Genomic DNA, 16551 nt, shown 5'->3' on the forward strand with positions numbered 1-16551 from the left:
CTACGACACGGGCGTCCGGCCGGCACGTTCGACGTGCCGGCCCGGACCCGCGCTGACCCGCCGCCCGCCGGGCAGGACCAGCTCGGCGGTGGCGCCCGGCGGGACCTCGACGTCGACGAGCAGGGCGTCGCCGTCGACGCGCCAGCTCACCGTGATCAGGCCCTGCGGGCTGTCGAAGCTGCCGTTCGCGCGGGTCACCCGCTGGTCCGGCAGCGGCGCCACCACGAACCGCTCCCACGCGACCGAGCCCGGCGCCTGCCGCAGGCCCAGCACGTGGGTGTGCAGGAAGCGCACGACCGCGCCCTTGCTGTAGTGGTTCAGCGACGCCGACGCGGTGCCGTCGGCGTCCACGCCGTCCCATTCCTCCCAGATCGTGGTGGCGCCCCGGTCCAGCATGCCCAGCCAGGAGGGGGTGGTGCGCTGGAACAGCAGCCGGTAGGCGACGTCCGCGTGCCCGGTGTCGGCGAGGACCGGGAGCAGGTCGGCGGTGGAGAGGAAGCCGGTGCCGAGGTGCCAGTCCGCGTCGCGGATCAGGCCGACGAGGCGGTCGGCGATCTCGGCGCGGCGGGTCTCCGGGACCAGGTCGAAGGCGAGGGCGCGGACACACGCGGCCTGGGTGCGCAGGCCGGTGCCGAGGAATTCGGACTGCCACGCCGCGCGGATCCGCTCGGCGATCTCCGCGTAGCCGGCGGGACGGCCGAGGATCTCCGAGATCCGGGCGAGGGTGTGGACGGAACGGAAGAGGTAAGCCGTACCCACCTCGCCCTTGTCTTTCATGAACCATGCCATCGGGTCGGCGGCCGGGCCACGGTCGCCCGGTTCCAGCCACTCTCCCCAGTGGAACGTGCCGTCCCAGATAAACGGGTTGGGGGAGCGCGAGGGGTGGTGGGCGTCGCGGGCCTTGCCGAGGGCCCAATCGACCCAGCGGGTCATCGCGTCGTAGTTCTCGGCGAGGACCTGCCGGTTGCCGTACGTCTCGTAGAGCACCCACGGCACGTGCACGATGGCGTCGCCCCAGCCGGCCGAGCCGGTGATGTGGTCGGCCTCCGGATTCGGGATGGTCTTGAGGCGGGCGTGGTCGGGGGAGGTGTTGACGATCCGGCCGTCGGCGAGCTGGTCGTCGCGGACCGAGCGCAGCCACTTGCGACTGAAACCGTCGACGTCGTAAAGACGAGAGGCGGTGGGTACGAACACCTGGTAGTCCCCGGTCCAACCGAGCCGCTCGCGGGTCGGGCAGTCGGTCGGGATGTCGACGGCGTTGCTCCGGAAACTCCAGTCAGCCACCTCGTGCAGCCGGTTCAGATCGTCGTCGTCGCAGGTGAACGTGGCGGTGCGGCGCAGGTCGGTGTGCACGACGCGCATGACCACGTCGCCGGGGTCGCGGTTGAACCGCGCGTACCGGAAGCCGTGCACGGTGTGCCGGGGCTCGAAGACGGACCGGCCGTCGGAGACGACCTCGTCGCGCTGGACGAACGGGATCGGCGGCTGTCCGGGGCGGGCGCTGTCCAGGTGCGCGGTGGTGAGATCGCCGGCCTTGTCGAGGTGTTCGCCGTGGTCGATAACGGTACGGGTCCCGGCCGGCCCGGTGTCGCGCAGCCGCACCCAGCCGGAGGCGTTCTGCCCGAAGTCGGCGATCCACACGTCGCCGGCCAGCTGCCGCACGGAGACCGCCGGTAGTTCCTGGACGCAGCGGACCGGCGGCGCGGGCGACCAGTCGATCGGGGCCGCGGTGACCGCGTCCACCAGGACCGGAACGGGATCGGCGGGAGAAGCGGTGAAGTCGGTGGTCTGCCCGTCCATCAGGTCGGCGGCGACGATGACGCCGGGCCGGGCGGTCCAGGCGCCGTCGGTGCGGATGACCTCGGTGGCGCCGTCGGCGTACCGCAGGTGCAGCTCGGCGCGGGCCGCGGTCAGCGGGCCCCAGGCGCCGGGTTTGCGCCAGGTGCCGTTCTTCCCCCGGTACCAGCCGTCGGAGAGCCGGATCTCGATCGTGTTCGGGCCCGGTCGCAGGGCCGCGGTGACGTCGTTGACCTGGGCGTACAGGGTTTCGGCGTACGAGGTGGCGCCGGGCGTGAGTTCGGCGTCCCCGGCCCGTTCGCCGTTGACGAAGGCCTCGTAGAGGCCGAGGGCGGTGGCGTAGAGCCGCGCGCGGGCGACCACCCCACGGGCGGTGAAGTGGCCGCGCAGCACGGCGGGGAAGGACGCCGCCGGGGAGATCCAGGAGGCCGTCCAGTCCGCGTCGAGCAGCCCCACCTCGAAACTGCTCCAGGCGGAGGGGCCCACCCGCCACTCGACGAGGGAGCCACTGGTCAGGTCGGGCCACGGCCAGCGGACGTACAGGTGATCGGTGACGGTCACGGCGGGCAGGGCTACCCCGTCGACGCGGGCGTGGAGCTCCCAGCTGCCGGCGCCGCCGGGTTTCCAGGAGAGCAGTGGCCGGGCCACCGGGGCGTCGATGCGCAGGTCGTACGGGATGCTCACGGGGACGTCTCCAGGGGGAGGCCGGCGCGGAGCCGGTCGAGGCAGTCGCGGATCAGGTCGCCCAGCGGGGTGTCGTCGTCGCCGCGCGCCCAGTGGGTCACCGCGATGCTGATCGCGGTCCCGGCGACGCCCGCGAGCAGGCCGGGGTAGACGTCGGTCTGCGGGGTCCGGCCGATGCGTTCGCCGATGGCCCCGGCCATCAGCTGGCGGCCCTGTTCGAGGACGAGCAGGTTCGCGGCGAGCATCGCCGGGCTGTCGGCTATCACCGCGACGAGCTTGGCGAACTCGGCGCGGTCGCCGAACATCTCGGTGACCGCGGCGGGCAGCACGTGCCGCAGCGAGTCCCAGACCGGTTCGCCGGCGGGGCGCTCGCGGATCCGGGCGGCGAGGGCCATGTGCTGCTGCGCCAGGCCGTCGAGGATCGCCTCCTCCCGGTTGCGGAAGTGGTAGCGGAAGGTGCGCGGCGCCATGTCGGCGGCGGCGGCGACGGACTCCGGGGTCACCGCGTCCAGGCCGTGTTCCAGCAGCATGCGCCAGGCGGCCTGGCTCATCGCGGCCCGGGATGCCGCCTTTTTTCGTTCTCGCAGACCGGTCACGCGACCACCATTGCGGTTCGTTGCCAATTTTGCAAGATTGCATCTCCGGCAACATCCGCGACAACAACTGGCAACAGATGGACGGCGTTGCCGGGCCGCGGCTCAGATGAACGCCATCGACTTCCCACTTCGAATCGACTTCCCACTTCGAAAGGCCCTTCTATGACCACGTTCCCGGCCGGCTTCCTGTGGGGCGCCGCCACCGCGCCGCACCAGATCGAGGGCAACAACGTCAACAGCGACTTCTGGGCCGCCGAGGGCGCGATGCCGGGGATGGAGCGCAGCGGCGACGCCTGCGACAGCTACCACCGGTACGCCGAGGACATGCGCCTGCTCGCCGACGCCGGCCTGAACTCCTACCGCTTCGGCATCGAGTGGGCGCGCATCGAGCCGGAGCCCGGCCTGATCTCCCGCGCCGAGCTCGCCCACTACCGCCGCATGATCGACACCGCGCTGGAGCTGGGCCTGACCCCGGTCGTCACGCTGCACCACTTCACCAACCCGCGCTGGTTCGCCGCCGAGGGCGGCTGGATGGGGGAGCGGGCGATCGATCGTTTCCGGTCATATGTCACGGCCGCGACCAGCATCCTCGACGGCGTGCCGTGGGTCTGCACGATGAACGAGCCGAACATGCTCGCGATCATGACGATGATGGCCCGGCTGGCCGCCTCCGGCGAGTGGCAGAGCCCGACCGTCGACAACGGTGAACGACCGGTTCTGCCCAGCCCTGACCCGGCCATCGGGCAGCGGCTCGTCGAGGCGCACCACGCGGTCCGCGACATCGTCCGCGAGCGCACCGGCGCGAAGGTGGGCTGGACCATCGCCAACCAGGCGCTTGTCGCCCGGCCCGGCGCCGACGAGAAACTGCGCGAGGTCCGCTACGCCCGCGAGGACCTCTACCTGGACGGATCCAAGGGCGACGACTTCGTCGGCGTGCAGTCCTACTCCAGCATGTGGGTCAACGAGAACGGCGTCGAGCCGCACCCGGTGCACCCGGACAACACCCTGGTCGGCACCGCGTACCGGCCGGACGCGCTCGGGCTCGCCGTGCGGCACACCTGGGAGCGGACCGGCGGGGTGCCGATCCTCATCACCGAGAACGGCATGGCGACCGATGACGATCAGCGCCGGATCGCCTACACGTCGGACGCCCTGGCGGGACTGGCGGCGACCGTCGCGGACGGCGTGGACGTGCGCGGATACCTGCACTGGAGCCTGCTCGACAACTACGAGTGGGGGCACTGGGCGCCGACGTTCGGCCTGATCGCGGTGGATCGGGAGACGTTCGCCCGTACCCCGAAACCGAGCCTCGCGTGGCTGGGCTCCGTCGCCCGCCGGAACGGGCTCTGAGATGCTGCGACTGCGATCCACCGCCACCCGCGAGCAGATCCGGCTGGACGGCCTCTGGCGGTTCAACGTCGGTCCGGCCGCCGACGCGGCGACGACCCTCGAAGCGCCCGTCCCGGCCAGCTACAACGACCTCTTCACCGACCCCGCGATCCGCGACCACGTCGGCTGGGCCTGGTACCGGCGCGAGGTGCGCATTCCGCGTGGCTGGGCTTCCGAGCGCATCTGGGTACGGGTGGACGCCGCGACCCACACCGGCCGGATCTATGTGGGTGACACGCTGGTGGCCGAGCACGTCGGTGGATACACCCCGTTCGAGGCCGACATCACCGACCTGGTCACGCCGGGCTCGCCGGTGCTGCTCACGATAGGGGTCAACAACGAGCTGACCGAGACGACGATCCCGCCCGGCACGATCACGGTCGACGCCGCGGGTCGCAAACGGCAGCAGTACCAGCACGACTTCTACAACTACGCGGGACTGCACCGGTCGGTGTGGCTGCACAGCGTGCCGTCGCTGCACATCACCGATGTTGACGTGTTGACTGCACTGGACGGGACTGTCACCTACTCAATCTCAACCGCAAGCTCAACGAGTGCACTCGTCAACATTGACGTCAATGTAGACGTAGATGTTGACGTGAAGATCCTGGATCAGTCGGGCGCTGTGGTGGCGACCGGCGTCGACGGGGTCGCGAAGATAGACAACCCGACGCTGTGGAAGCCCGGCGCCGGATACCTCTACACCCTCGTCGCGGAGATCCCCGGGCACGACGTCTACGAGCAGCCGTTCGGGGTGCGGACCGTCGAGGTGCGCGGCACCGAGTTCCTGATCAACGGAGAGCCGTTCTACTTCACCGGCTTCGGCAAGCACGAGGACACCCCGGTCCGCGGCAAGGGCCACGACGACGCCTACCTGGTGCACGACTTCCAACTCCTGGACTGGATCGGCGCGAACTCGTTCCGGACCTCGCACTACCCGTACGCGGATGAGGTCCTTGATTTCGCCGACCGGCACGGCATCGTGGTGATCGACGAGACGGCGGCCGTCGGTCTCAACCTCGCCGTGGTGTCCGGCCTGACCGGGGCGCCACCGAGGCCCACCTTCTCGGCGGAGACGTTCGGCGACGACACCCGCGCCGCGCACGCGCAGGCCATCACCGAGCTGATCGCCCGCGACAAGAACCACCCCAGCGTCGTCATGTGGTCGCTGGCCAACGAGCCCGCCTCCAACGAGGACGGCGCCCGCGAGTACTTCGAACCCCTCGTCGAGCTGGCCCGCACGCTCGACGCCAGCCGGCCGCTCACCTACTCGGCTGTCATGTTCGCCACCGCCGCCAACGACAAGATCGCCGACCTGTTCGACGTGCTGTCGATCAACCGGTACTACGGCTGGTACGTCGCCACCGGCGACCTGGAGACCGCCGAGCAGTACCTGGAAGCCGACCTGCGCGGCTGGCTCGCCCGGTTCGGCAAACCGATCATGATGAGCGAGTACGGCGCCGACACCCAGGCCGGTCTGCACTCGATCTGGGACACGCCGTGGACCGAGGAGTACCAGTCCGCGTTCCTCGCCATGCACCACCGGGTCTTCGACCGCATCGACGGTTTCATCGGCGAGCACGTGTGGAACTTCGCCGACTTCCAGACCTCGCACGGCATCCACCGCGTCGACGGCAACAAGAAGGGCGTGTTCACCCGCGACCGCCGTCCCAAGGCCGCCGCGCAGGAGCTACGCCGCCGCTGGCGGAAGCCGTGACCGCCCCGACCGAGACACCGGCGCCGCCGGCCCGGGTCAGCGGCCGGTACATCTTCTGGATGATGGCCGCCAACTTCGGCGTCTCGATGGCCTTCATCGTTCCGATCGCCTTCTCCCTCGCGGTCCGGATCGACGAGCTCGCCCCCGGACGGGAGGAGGTGCTCGGCTACGTCACCGGCACCGCCCAGGCGATCTTCCTGATCCTCAGCCCGCTGATCGGGGTGTGGAGCGACCGGACCCGCAGCCGCTTCGGCCGCCGCCGGCCGTTCATGCTCGGCGGCGCCGCGCTCGGCCTGGCCGCGCTGCTGGCGATCGCTGCCGCGCCCAACCTGCTGCTCGTCGGCGCCGGCTGGATCCTGGCGATGCTCGGCTGGGCCACCGTGTCGCAGCTGATCCTCAGCGCGCAGGCCGACCGCATCCCCGACGAGCAACGCGGCAAGATCTCCGGTTTGACCGGGCTGACCGGCCAGATCGCGCCGATCATGGGCGTCGGCATCACGTCGCTGGTCAGCGGCAGCACGTTCCTCGTGTTCGTCCTGCCCGGCCTGATCGGCGCCGCCCTGCTCGCCGTCTTCTTGGTCGTCGGCACCGACCCGGACAGCCGCGACCTGCCGCCCGCCCCGCCGGTGTCCGCGCGCGGCCTGCTCTCCAGTTACGTGTTCAACCCGCGCAAGTACCCCGACTTCGGGTGGAACTGGCTGGGCCGGCTCGCCTTCTTCATGGGCCTCTACTTCAACACCACGTTCAGCACGTTCTTCTACGCGCAGCGACTCGATCTTCCGGTACGGGACGTGGCCGGAACCGTGGCCCTGATCGGCGTGATCGGTGTGTTCGCCGCGGCGGCCGGCGCGCTCGGCGGTGGCTACCTCTCCGACAAACTCCGGCGCCGCCGGCTGTTCGCGCTCATCGGATCGCTGTTCTTCGTCGTCGGCGCGACCGTCGAGGCGTTCGCCTACTCGTTCCCGGCCCTGCTCGTCGGCTCGGTGCTGATGCAGCTCGCGATCGCCTTCTTCAGCGCCGTCGACCAGGCGATCGTGCTGTCCGTGCTGCCCAGCCGCGAGGAAGCCGGCCGGTACATCGCCGTCGTCCAGTTCGCGCACAAGCTGCCCAGCGCCATCGCGCCGCTGCTCGCGCCGTTCGTCATCGCGATCGGCGCGACCGGCGGCGCGAAGAACTACACCCTGCTGTACCTGACCGGAGCGGTGCTCGCGCTGCTCGGCGGGCTGATCGTCTTCACCCGGATCAAGTCGGTCCGCTGAGTTTCCCGTGGGGGCTTTTGTGTCTACTGCTGACGTCTCCGGCCGTACCCTGGCTGATTTGATCTCTCTTCGTGGCCGGCGGGCCGTGGTCACCGGCGGGGGCCGGGGCCTCGGCAAGGCGATCGCCGCGCGCCTCGCCGAAGCCGGCGCCGATCTGGTGATCGGTGACATCGACGCGGAGCTCGCCGCCGCGGCCGCCGCTGATCTCGCGGGCCGGTACGGGGTCCGGGTGGCCGGCGTCCACATGGATGTCACCGACAGCGCGTCGGTGGCGGCTGTCGCTGACCGGGCCGTCGCTGACCTCGGCGGCCTGGAGATCTGGGTCAACAACGCCGGAGTGTTCCCCAGTGTACCGCTGCTGGAGATGAGCGATCAGACCTGGGATGACGTGTTCAGCGTGAACGCTCGCGGTGTGTTCGCCGGTGCCCGGGAGGCCGCGCGGCGGATGGCTCCGGCCGGAGGCGGCGTGATCGTCAACATCATCTCGACGGCCGGGTTCCGGGCCAGCGCGCCGGGGCTGGCCGCCTATGTGGGATCGAAGCATGCGGCCCGTGGGGTGACCCGGGAGATGGCGGTGGAGCTGGCGCCGCTGGGGATCCGGGTGCTCGGGGTCGCCCCGAGTTTCGTGCCGACCGAGGGGAACATGGCCGCCGCGGCGGCGATGATGGCCGAGGTGGGTGCGGACGGGCCGCCGCCGACCCCGCTGATGCTGAACAGCCCGATCGGGCGGGTCGGGGTCCCCGACGACATCGCCCGGGTGGTGCTGTTCTGCGCTTCCGACCTGTCCACGTTCATGACCGGCAGCACGCTGCTCGCCGACGGCGGCGACACCGCCTGAACCGGCTCCCGGCGCCGGCCGCGTGCGTTGCCACCTGAACCGGCGCCGGCCGCGCCGGCCGCGTGTGTTGCCGCCGGTCGCCTCGGCGAGGGCCGCTGGAGGACCGGGCGGTGATCCGCCCGGCCTCCGGATCTCCGCTGTGGTTACCCGACCGTCGTGGCGGCGCCGCGACCGAGCGCCTCCGCCTTGAGCTGCTCGAAGTCGGCCGTGGTGATCGCGCCCGAATCGAGCAGCGCCTTGGCCGAGGCGATCTGGTCGGTGGCGCTCTGCTTGCCGTCGGTCGTCGCGACCGACCTGATGTAGGCCTCCTGCCGGCTCTGCATCTCGGCCGCCGACGCCAGCGCCCGGTCGTGCATGCCGGAGCCGCGGGCGATCAGGTAGACCAGCATGCCGATGATCGGCAGGATGATGAGGAACAGCGTCCAGAACGTCTTGGCCCAGCCACCGATGTCGCGGCTGCGGAACAGGTCGCCGAACAGCCAGAAAAGGCACATGAACCAGGCGCAGAAGATGAAGAACTCGAAAGTCGCCAGTAGGAACGATCCATTGTCGTCGAACATCTGAGGTGTCCTCCCGGAGAGCCGTGTTTTCCCAGTACATCGCCGACGGCCGACGGCGGCCTCATCCGTAATGGATTACTTCTCGCCCATCTGCTGGAACGGCTCGATGGAGATCGCCGGCCGGCATGGCCGGAGGCCGGGTGCTGCGCGAGACGGCGGGCAGCGCGCCGAGGTGAAACCTCCGTGAACGCTTCCGGGATCGGGGATGCCGGTGCGGCGAGCGGGTAGAGCGGTGGTCATGACACTTCCGAATCACGACCTGAGCAGCGTCGCGGATCCCGGCTCCCTGGATCCCGAGACCATGACCGAGGCCGACAACGGCAACCCCGGCGACCTCGACCACGACCATGAGCACCTCGCGGACGACGGCAAGGGCACACCCGGCGTGGCCGCCGACAGCCCCGCCGCCCAGGGCAGCCCGGTCGGCCCGCCCGACTGAGCCGCCGACGACGAGCCGGGCGGGTGATGTCCGCCCGGCCACAGTGCGGGGGTGTCCTGGACGGCGGAACGGTGCCGAGAACTACCTGGACAGCCATTCAAGGTGATCTCTGTAAGCGGCAGACTCACGGTGGTCGGCGACGAGCCCGGGAGGTCCCGCATTGACGTACGGCCAGGTGATCGTCGGGTTCGGTGAGCGGCAGTGGACTCTCACGGTCGGTGAGATCGCCACGATCGGGCGCAGTCAGAGCAGCACGATCCCGCTGCCGGCCGACCCGCATCTGTCCCGCCGGGCCGGGTCGCTGCGGGTGCTGGACGACTGCCTGCTGGTGCGCAACGAGTCGGCACGCAAACCGCTGGTGCTGCGCCCGCCGTCCGGTGAGGACCGGGTCGTCGAGCCGCAGGCGGCCACCACGTCGCTGCCGTTCCCGCGATTCGAGATCGTCTTCGCCGGCGTGCACGGTCATGCCGTCTCCGTGCACGTGGATGCCAGCCGGCTGACGCCCGATCCGCTGGTGCCGGATCCGCAGACCCGGGCGCCGGCCACCGCCGCGGATCCGGTCCAGCTCACCGCGGCGCAGCGCCGGATGCTGGTGGCGCTCTGCGCGCCGCTGCTGCGCGAGTCCGGCCCGCGCGCCCTGCCGGCCACCTACGCCGAGATCGAGGCCCGGCTCGACCTGCGTCCGCAGTACGTCCGCAACCTGCTCAAGGCACTGCGGGAAACCCTCACCGGGTACGGGGTGACCGGCTTGATTCCGGACGACGACGGCCCCCGCCACGACGACTTCCGGTGGGCGCTGGCCCGATGGGCGATCCGTGGCGGCTGGGTGACGGCGGCTGATCTGGAGGACGTCACGTGACGGAGGAGCCCCGCGAGGAGACGGCCACCCGTGGTGGTTACGCGCTGCCACCGCCACCGGCCTCCGGCGAGTTCGTGGGCCCCGCCGACGACCCGGACCGCTACGAGCTGATGGGCGCCGGCATCAGCGGCGGCGAGGGCACGACCTGGCGGGCCCGCTACCACGGGCGGCTGCACTCACCGCTGCCGCTCGCGGTCAAGCAGCTCCGGCCGCCGCCCGGCGCCGCGCCCGGCTGGCCGTCGGAGGAGGAGCGCCGGCGCTGGCAGGACCAGGCGGCACTGCTGCGGCATGTCCGGTCCGAGCACGTCGTGGCCCTGTACGAGGTCTTCGCCGGCCCGCCCCCGCACTCGGCCGGCAAGGACACCTCCGACGACCAGCAAGCGGCGTACCTGGTGATGGAATGGGTGGAGGGTCTGACCCTGAGCCAGTTGTGCCGGGACAAACCGGTGGGCCGGGAGAGCGTCGGGGACCGTACCCGATGGGTGGCGCAGGCCGCGGCCGCGCTCCATGATCTCGCCTCGGCGACCCGGTCCGCGGGAAACCCGAGCCTGCACCGCGACATCAAGCCGAGCAACTGCATCGTCAACGACAGCCGCGGCGTGGTGCTGATCGACGTCAGCACGCTGCGGCTGGTGGACGACGGATTCGACGCGGCCGGTTTCCACACGCCGCAGTACACCGCGCCGGAGGCACGCGAAGCGCCGCATCGTCCGCGGACGGTCGCGACCGAGGTGTACGCGTTGGGCGCGCTCGCCGCGTTCTGCCTGACCGGAAAGGATCCGGCGCCCGGCGGTGACCTCCGCACCGAGCTGACCACCGTGGCGCGGCAGGCCGAGGTGACCGATCCGGACGCGCTGGCCGGCCACGTCCTGGCCGCGCTGGAGACGGACCCGCGGCGCAGGCCGGCCGATCCGGACGAGTGGAGCCGGCGGCTGTGCGATCTCGGCCGGGTGCCGTCCCGGTGGCCGATCTATCTGACCGCTGCCCTGTCGATGGTGCTGCTGGCCGGGCTGTTCATCGCCGTCGAGCAGCCGTGGCGACCCGGGGCCCGGCCGTCGGCCGCACCGCCGTCATCCGCGCCACTCGTCACCGGGCGGACCAGTGGGACCATCACGACACCCGTCGGCGGGGGGAGCGTCAAGCAGTGCGCGTACTTCACCGGGACGGCGAGCGTGCCACCCGGATACACCCTGGTCCTGGCGATGCGGAACCTGGTCAACGGCGACCCGGAGCGCTACGCCGAGGTGGTCTTCGGCTGGGACGATCCGGCCCGGCTGAGCGACTGGCGGGGTGCGCAGTACTTCGGCAACGACGACGAGACGGTCGGGCAGCGGTACCGGGTCGAGTTGGTCGCGGTGACCGTCGACGCGGCGCGCGCCTGGCGTGACTCGGACGACGCGACAGGCAACGACATGGTCGCCGCCGGGACCGTTCTCGATCAGGTCGACGTGCGGCGGGTGGCGGGCTCGGAGGCGAACGCCTGCGTCGGCCCGTAGTCGTGTGACAGGTGCGGCCCTGTACTGACCGGCCGGTCGTCGCGCGCGATCCACTGCGCTCATGACGAGAACCCGTATCGGCGCCGCGCTGCTCCTGGCCGCCCTCGGCGCCGTCCTGCCCGGCGACGCGGCTGACGCCGCGACCAACGCATGCAGCAACCCCGTGCTCGCCTACAACCTCAACGGCTGGGGACCGCTGGACGGCGCCGCGGTCTCCCGCGACCCGGTCGGCGACCTGCCCGGCGCGAGCTGGGCGTTCGACACCAGCGGCCGCGAGTTCTACATGCCGCAGGTGGCCGTCTCGGCGGGACAGACCTGGACGTTCGCGGCCAAGGACCGGGTCGTCTTCGGCTCCGGCACCGCGAAGATCGTCGCCGAGTGGTACAGCTCGTCCGGCCAGTACCTCAGCGAACAGGCCGGGCCGACCGTCACGCTGCCCGCCTCGACCGTCTCCGGTGGCACCTGGACGACCGTCTCGGGGACGTTCACGGCGCCGGCCGGAGCGACATCCGCGCACGTGCTCCAGATCGGCGACTTCGGATCCGCGACCGGCACCGACTTCAAGGCGACGATGTGCGACTACCAGGTCGCCACCGCCACGCCCAGTGACCAGGCCGCCGTCCGCCACGGGTGGGGTACCCCGGTCGCCGCGCAGTCCGACGAGTACAACGGCAGCGCGATCAACCTGAACAAGTGGGGGCTGTTCGGGACCGATCCCGGCTCGTACACCGGCTGTTCACCGGGCTATCAGGGCCACGGCCAGCGCTGCGGGTCGCAGACCACCCAGGGCGGCGGCTACCTCAGCGTGACCGGAACCGCGGACGGCAAGACCGGCGGACTCTACGGCCTCATGCCCGCTTTCCGGTACGGGCGGATCGAGGTCCGGGAACGCGCGGTGCCGCTGTCCAGCAACGGCGGGAAGGCGTACCACGCCGTGCCGCTGCTCTGGCCGGAGAACGAGGCCGACTGGATGAACGCCGAGATCGACTTCGCCGAGCGTGACGTCGCGTCCAGCTCGGTGGGCCTGTTCGTGCACCACGACGGCACCCAGACACCCTGCTCGGTGACGATCGACTCGACGAAGTTCCACAATTACGCGGTCGACTGGCAGCCGAACTCGGTTTCCTGGTACGTCGACGGCGTCCTGAAATGCACTGTCCACGAGTCGATCAACTACTTCAGCCGGTCGAACGGCGGCGCGCAGATGGACATGTTCCCGGAGACCGGAGAGCTGATGCGGCCGGCCCGCCAGGACATCGATTGGGTACGGATGTACGCCACTCCCGCCACCCAGTACCAGTGACCCGGCCATGTCCGAGGTGAGTCAGGCCCACGCCGCCGAAGAGGCGATCCGTGCGGAGATGCGGCGACGCCCACCGGTCATCGGCGTCGTCGGCGTCTCCGGAACCGGCAAGTCGTCCACGGTGAACGCCATGTTCCGCACCGACCTGCCGATCAGCCACACCACCGCGTGCACCAAGGACTTCTGGAACGTGGAGCTCGCGGTGCAGACCAGCCAGGGCCAGCGCCTGCTGCGCGTCGTGGACGCGCCCGGGCTCGGCGAGGACATCCGGGCCGACGCGGCCTACCTGGACATGTACCGGAAGAACCTGCCGGCCTGCGACGTCATCCTGTGGACCCTCGCCGCCCGCAACCGGGCGATCGCCCTGGACCAGCAGTACCTGGAACAGCTTGCCCCGTTCCACGACCGGATCGTCTTCGGCGTCAACCAGGTCGACACGATCGCCCCGATGAACTGGGAGCGCCGGGTCAACCTGCCGTCGCTGGAACAGGAGAGCCACCTCGCGGACATCCTGCTGGACCGCAAGGAACGCCTCGCCGGCGTGCTCGGTGCCACCCCTTCCGTGGTCGGCTACTCGGCGGGCCGCGGATACCGGCTGCAGGAACTCTTCACCGAACTCATCGGCGCCTGCCCACCGGACCGCTCGTGGATCTTCAGCGCGATCAAGAACTTCCGCCACGACGATTTCGCGCATCGAGGGCGGCGGCGATGACGATCGGCGAGAACGTCGCACACTACCGGCGTGCGCGGCAGATCTCCCAGGGCCAGCTGGCGTGGCAGCTCGGCTGGACCGAGTACGACGTCGACGACCTGGAGTACGACGCGTTCACGCCGACGTCGCAGGAGCTGCACACGATCGCCGGCTGCCTCGGCGTGACGCCGCAGCACCTGCTGGTGGCGGACAGCCCGTCGCTGCGGAACCAGCTGGCGCGGCTGGAGCAGGAGAGCCGCCGGCAGGCCGAGCAGTTCCAGCGGGAGCGGGTGACGTCGCTGGACGCTTTCTGCGCGTGGCTGGACGTGTTCGGTTTCGGACTGGTCGCGGCAGCGATCAAAACGGGGAGGTGGGGCTGGGACCGGATCAGAGGCTTGTGGCGACGCGTGTTCGGCCGGTGATCCGGTTGCATGCCGCCGTGGGTGGAATCAGGCAAGGTCGTGGCGCATCGAGTCCAGGGTCTTCCCGTGCCGGTCCCTCAGGCGTTCGACAAGTGCGTGGCGCTCGGTCAGGCTGGCGGAGAAGGTGCGGATGAGACGGTGCCGGCCTCACTGCGTTCCACGAAGGAGCGTATGGAGCGTAGCCACTCCTCGTAGATCAGCGCGCGTGTCGCGCGGACTCTCTCCTGCTGGTCGCGGTCCCGCGTCCGGTTGAACAGCGCTTCCTCCCGGATGCGCGCCAGGCGGGCGTTCCAGAGTGTGATGAGAGCGGTCACGAGCGCGCCGACGACTGTGCCGGCAACGCCGACGACGGCTGGCCAGAGGCTCGGCGTGGACGTCATGGCGGTTATCGCCGTTCGAGTCGCAGGAGGCTCGGAGCGAATTCGGGCCGCCATGGCGGTGGCGTCCATTCGTACGCATATGCCCACGGCGCCACGCCGAGGATACCGAATCGTCCGGTGTCACGTTCCATGGGCGAACCCCGTACGACTTCGAGCATGTTGAGAGAGAAATCGACGGCGCCGGGATGACGCTGTTTCAAGCTCGCGGCCCAGGCCAGCTGCTCGGCGGCCTGCTCTTGCGTTTCGCCGGGGAAACCGAACATCAGATTCACGACCGATACGATGCCCGCCCGCGCGAGGTGCTCGACCATCCATTCGACCTCGTCCGGCGATGAGCGTTTACGCATGAGCTGCTGATTGGCGGGGTGGATGCTTTCGACACCGAATTCGAGGGTGCGCAGTCCGCCGCCGGCGAGTTCTGCGGCCATCGTCGCGAGCGTCCTGCGTGGCAGCGTGGTGGCACTCCACACAACCTCAAGGCCATCGGCATGGACCGCCTGGGCCAACGCGAGCAGATCCTTCGCCGGAACCAGGGAGTCCTTCAGCGAGAACCTGCTGACTCCATGCCTCTCGGAGAGGTGACGGAGCGCGGCGGTCGCTCGTGCGGCGTCGATCCTGGTGGCGACCGGTTCCACCACCGGATAGGTGCAGAAAGTGCACTTCCCGTACAGGCATCCTCGGGAGAACTGGACGGGAAGGACCAGTGTGGACTGCCGGTAACGGGCGAGCTGGCCGGGCTCGAAGTGCGGCTCGTAGTCGAACTCGTCGCTCGACGGCGATCGGCGACCGGTCAGCAGATGCGTGAACTCATGCTCCGAGTGCCCGGGAAGCGTCACGTCGGCGAATTGCCGGATCATCGCCGCCCCCTCGGCGGTTCCGGTGAGGAGAGTTACGTGACTCCCGCCGGCCGCCGTGACCGAGTGACGCCAGCGTGATTTGGCCAGGCGGAGAAGAAGCAGACTTGCGAAGACCTGTGACGGTCCCATCAGCGAGACACCGACGACGCCGGGTGTACCCAGCTCCGCTTGGCATTCGTCCAGGTGATGTGAGATCCAGGCGGCGAGGTCGGACCCGCGCGACACGTGCTGTTCGATCGCATGGTTGATAGCCGGTCCGGAGAAGTGCATGCCGGCTTCCGCCGTGGCGACGTCCGGGACGAACATGGCGCCGGCGGGATCCAGGGCGAACTGCCGGTACAACGCGCTCGCGGCCGTGGCGGCCAGCTTCCGATCCTTGCCCTGGTCGCCCAGCGCGGCCGAGTTCTTCTCGGTGACACTGTCGCGATCCTCGAACTGCCGGATGTAGTCGATGTTCAGATCCCGGACGACGACGGCGCCGTTCCATTTCCGGGCCTCGCGTGCCAGGATCGCCGGCCCGAGCGGTGGGTTGGTGTCGGACGGGGATGGCGGAAGAACGAACACTACGGCAGTCGTCGAGGCCACAGTCTCCTCCAGGCAGTGATCACACGAATTTCAAGACGGTCCTTAGGTCAGAGGTGTAAACATCGGCCGGTGCATCCTTGCGGGGAAGGTACTTGTGGTTGTAAAGGACGCGGACGCCGCCGACGTGTTCGCCGAGCCGCATGTCGGTGCTGGAATCTCCGATGACCACTATCTCGTCATACCGAAAGTGGTTCGTCAGGTAGTCGTCGATCACCTGCTCTTTCGTGGCCGTCAGGTCAGTGTGCCCGTCGACGGCGAAGTACTTACCGTCGGGGAAGAACGCGCGGAGCCCGAGCTTGTCCATGAAGCCACGCAGGTTGGCCGGGCGGGTGTTCGAGATGAGGACCTGATCGTGCCGCTCGCCGATCTCACCGAGCACCTCATGGCTGTACGGCGCGGGCGTCATGCACGCAGCCTGGATCTTCAAGTCCTGTTCTGACAGCCGGAAGCACTCGTCTTGGAGCGCATGCCAGATGTGGCTTTCCTGTTCAGGTAGGAGGCTGCGAAAGTACTGCCACCATTTCAAGCCATAAAGGGAGATGGCCTGATTCTCCCGGAATCTCTCGGTGAAACCGCGGTAAGCGAGGACCTCGTTCGACAGGTGGATCACCGCCAATTCGTTCCCGCACTCCAGCGTGCCGTGCAGATCCCAGACAAACAGCTTTCTACCGGTCATGAC

16 protein-coding genes are annotated in these 16551 nt (G+C 69.7%); 10 read left to right on the forward strand and 6 right to left on the reverse strand.

Annotation, left to right across the window (positions count from 1 at the left end):
* Positions 1-2481: a family 78 glycoside hydrolase catalytic domain gene (locus AB0F72_RS17460; RefSeq protein WP_360431695.1), complete on the reverse strand. Its 2481-nt coding sequence runs from the start codon at positions 2479-2481 to the stop codon at positions 1-3.
* The gene (locus AB0F72_RS17465) at positions 2478-3077 is read right to left on the reverse strand and encodes a TetR family transcriptional regulator (RefSeq protein WP_360431698.1); all 600 of its coding nucleotides are present in this window, start codon (positions 3075-3077) and stop codon (positions 2478-2480) included. Before AB0F72_RS17465 ends, AB0F72_RS17460 begins: the two co-directional genes overlap by 4 nt.
* Before the next feature lie 162 nt (positions 3078-3239).
* On the opposite strand from AB0F72_RS17465, the gene AB0F72_RS17470 reads away from it, so the two are divergent.
* From AB0F72_RS17470 to AB0F72_RS17485, 4 genes are read left to right on the forward strand one after another with little or no spacing between them, the layout of a single operon-like run.
* A complete protein-coding gene (locus tag AB0F72_RS17470) occupies positions 3240-4427 on the forward strand; it encodes a family 1 glycosylhydrolase (protein ID WP_360431701.1) in 1188 nt (395 codons plus the stop codon).
* 1 nt (position 4428) lies between these two features.
* Entirely contained in the window at positions 4429-6183 is a 1755-nt protein-coding gene (gene uidA / locus AB0F72_RS17475; RefSeq protein WP_360431704.1) for a beta-glucuronidase, read from the forward strand.
* A complete protein-coding gene (locus AB0F72_RS17480; RefSeq protein ID WP_360431707.1) occupies positions 6180-7442 on the forward strand; it encodes an MFS transporter in 1263 nt (420 codons plus the stop codon). Before uidA ends, AB0F72_RS17480 begins: the two co-directional genes overlap by 4 nt.
* A 58-nt stretch (positions 7443-7500) precedes the next feature.
* The gene (locus tag AB0F72_RS17485; protein ID WP_360431710.1) at positions 7501-8280 is read left to right on the forward strand and encodes an SDR family oxidoreductase; all 780 of its coding nucleotides are present in this window, start codon (positions 7501-7503) and stop codon (positions 8278-8280) included.
* Between the two features lie 143 nt (positions 8281-8423).
* Here the strand turns inward: AB0F72_RS17485 and AB0F72_RS17490 are convergent, their stop codons facing one another.
* Positions 8424-8840: an SHOCT domain-containing protein gene (locus AB0F72_RS17490; RefSeq protein ID WP_360431713.1), complete on the reverse strand. Its 417-nt coding sequence runs from the start codon at positions 8838-8840 to the stop codon at positions 8424-8426.
* A gap of 238 nt (positions 8841-9078) precedes the next feature.
* Here AB0F72_RS17490 and AB0F72_RS17495 point away from each other — a divergent pair, with 238 nt between their 5' ends.
* From AB0F72_RS17495 to AB0F72_RS17520, 6 genes are all read left to right on the forward strand, one after another.
* Positions 9079-9279 carry a hypothetical protein gene (locus tag AB0F72_RS17495; RefSeq protein ID WP_360431716.1) on the forward strand — a complete coding sequence of 67 codons (201 nt, stop codon included), beginning with the start codon at positions 9079-9081 and terminating at the stop codon, positions 9277-9279.
* Positions 9280-9439: 160 nt separating this feature from the next.
* On the forward strand, positions 9440-10138 hold the full coding sequence (locus tag AB0F72_RS17500; protein ID WP_360431719.1) for a hypothetical protein: 699 nt from the start codon (positions 9440-9442) through the stop codon (positions 10136-10138).
* Positions 10135-11634, forward strand: a complete 1500-nt coding sequence (locus tag AB0F72_RS17505) for a protein kinase (RefSeq protein WP_360431722.1) — start codon at positions 10135-10137, stop codon at positions 11632-11634. Before AB0F72_RS17500 ends, AB0F72_RS17505 begins: the two co-directional genes overlap by 4 nt.
* Positions 11635-11695: 61 nt before the next feature.
* Positions 11696-12937 (forward strand): glycoside hydrolase family 16 protein, encoded by a 1242-nt coding sequence (locus tag AB0F72_RS17510; protein WP_360431725.1) that lies wholly within the window; start codon positions 11696-11698, stop codon positions 12935-12937.
* 7 nt (positions 12938-12944) lie between these two features.
* Complete coding sequence (locus AB0F72_RS17515; RefSeq protein WP_360431728.1) at positions 12945-13649, forward strand: GTPase; 705 nt, start codon at positions 12945-12947, stop codon at positions 13647-13649.
* A complete protein-coding gene (locus AB0F72_RS17520) occupies positions 13646-14050 on the forward strand; it encodes a helix-turn-helix transcriptional regulator (RefSeq protein ID WP_360431731.1) in 405 nt (134 codons plus the stop codon). The genes AB0F72_RS17515 and AB0F72_RS17520 overlap by 4 nt, the downstream gene beginning before the upstream one ends.
* 107 nt (positions 14051-14157) lie before the next feature.
* Here AB0F72_RS17520 and AB0F72_RS17525 read toward each other — a convergent pair whose 3' ends face one another.
* The 3 genes from AB0F72_RS17525 to AB0F72_RS17535 are packed head-to-tail and all read right to left on the reverse strand — an operon-like array spanning position 14158 to position 16548.
* Positions 14158-14430, reverse strand: coding sequence for a hypothetical protein (locus AB0F72_RS17525; protein WP_360431734.1), 273 nt, complete (start codon positions 14428-14430; stop codon positions 14158-14160).
* 5 nt (positions 14431-14435) lie between these two features.
* Entirely contained in the window at positions 14436-15872 is a 1437-nt protein-coding gene (locus AB0F72_RS17530; RefSeq protein ID WP_360431737.1) for a B12-binding domain-containing radical SAM protein, read from the reverse strand.
* A gap of 19 nt (positions 15873-15891) precedes the next feature.
* The gene (locus tag AB0F72_RS17535) at positions 15892-16548 is read right to left on the reverse strand and encodes an HAD hydrolase-like protein (RefSeq protein ID WP_360431740.1); all 657 of its coding nucleotides are present in this window, start codon (positions 16546-16548) and stop codon (positions 15892-15894) included.
* Positions 16549-16551 lie beyond the last annotated feature (3 nt).

It is taken from the genome of Actinoplanes sp. NPDC023936, assembly GCF_040639325.1.
In the GTDB taxonomy this organism is placed as follows: Bacteria; Actinomycetota; Actinomycetes; order Mycobacteriales; family Micromonosporaceae; genus Actinoplanes.

Excerpts from the sequence above, each read along its gene's own strand:
- AB0F72_RS17470 (WP_360431701.1), top strand. The coding sequence starts at position 3,240 with ATGACCACGTTCCCGGCCGGCTTCCTGTGGGGCGCCGCCACCGCGCCG.
- uidA (WP_360431704.1), top strand. The coding sequence starts at position 4,429 with ATGCTGCGACTGCGATCCACCGCCACCCGCGAGCAGATCCGGCTGGAC.
- AB0F72_RS17490 (WP_360431713.1), bottom strand. The coding sequence starts at position 8,840 with ATGTTCGACGACAATGGATCGTTCCTACTGGCGACTTTCGAGTTCTTC.
- AB0F72_RS17495 (WP_360431716.1), top strand. The coding sequence starts at position 9,079 with ATGACACTTCCGAATCACGACCTGAGCAGCGTCGCGGATCCCGGCTCC.
- AB0F72_RS17510 (WP_360431725.1), top strand. The coding sequence starts at position 11,696 with ATGACGAGAACCCGTATCGGCGCCGCGCTGCTCCTGGCCGCCCTCGGC.
- AB0F72_RS17515 (WP_360431728.1), top strand. The coding sequence starts at position 12,945 with ATGTCCGAGGTGAGTCAGGCCCACGCCGCCGAAGAGGCGATCCGTGCG.
- AB0F72_RS17520 (WP_360431731.1), top strand. The coding sequence starts at position 13,646 with ATGACGATCGGCGAGAACGTCGCACACTACCGGCGTGCGCGGCAGATC.
- AB0F72_RS17525 (WP_360431734.1), bottom strand. The coding sequence starts at position 14,430 with ATGACGTCCACGCCGAGCCTCTGGCCAGCCGTCGTCGGCGTTGCCGGC.
- AB0F72_RS17535 (WP_360431740.1), bottom strand. The coding sequence starts at position 16,548 with ATGACCGGTAGAAAGCTGTTTGTCTGGGATCTGCACGGCACGCTGGAG.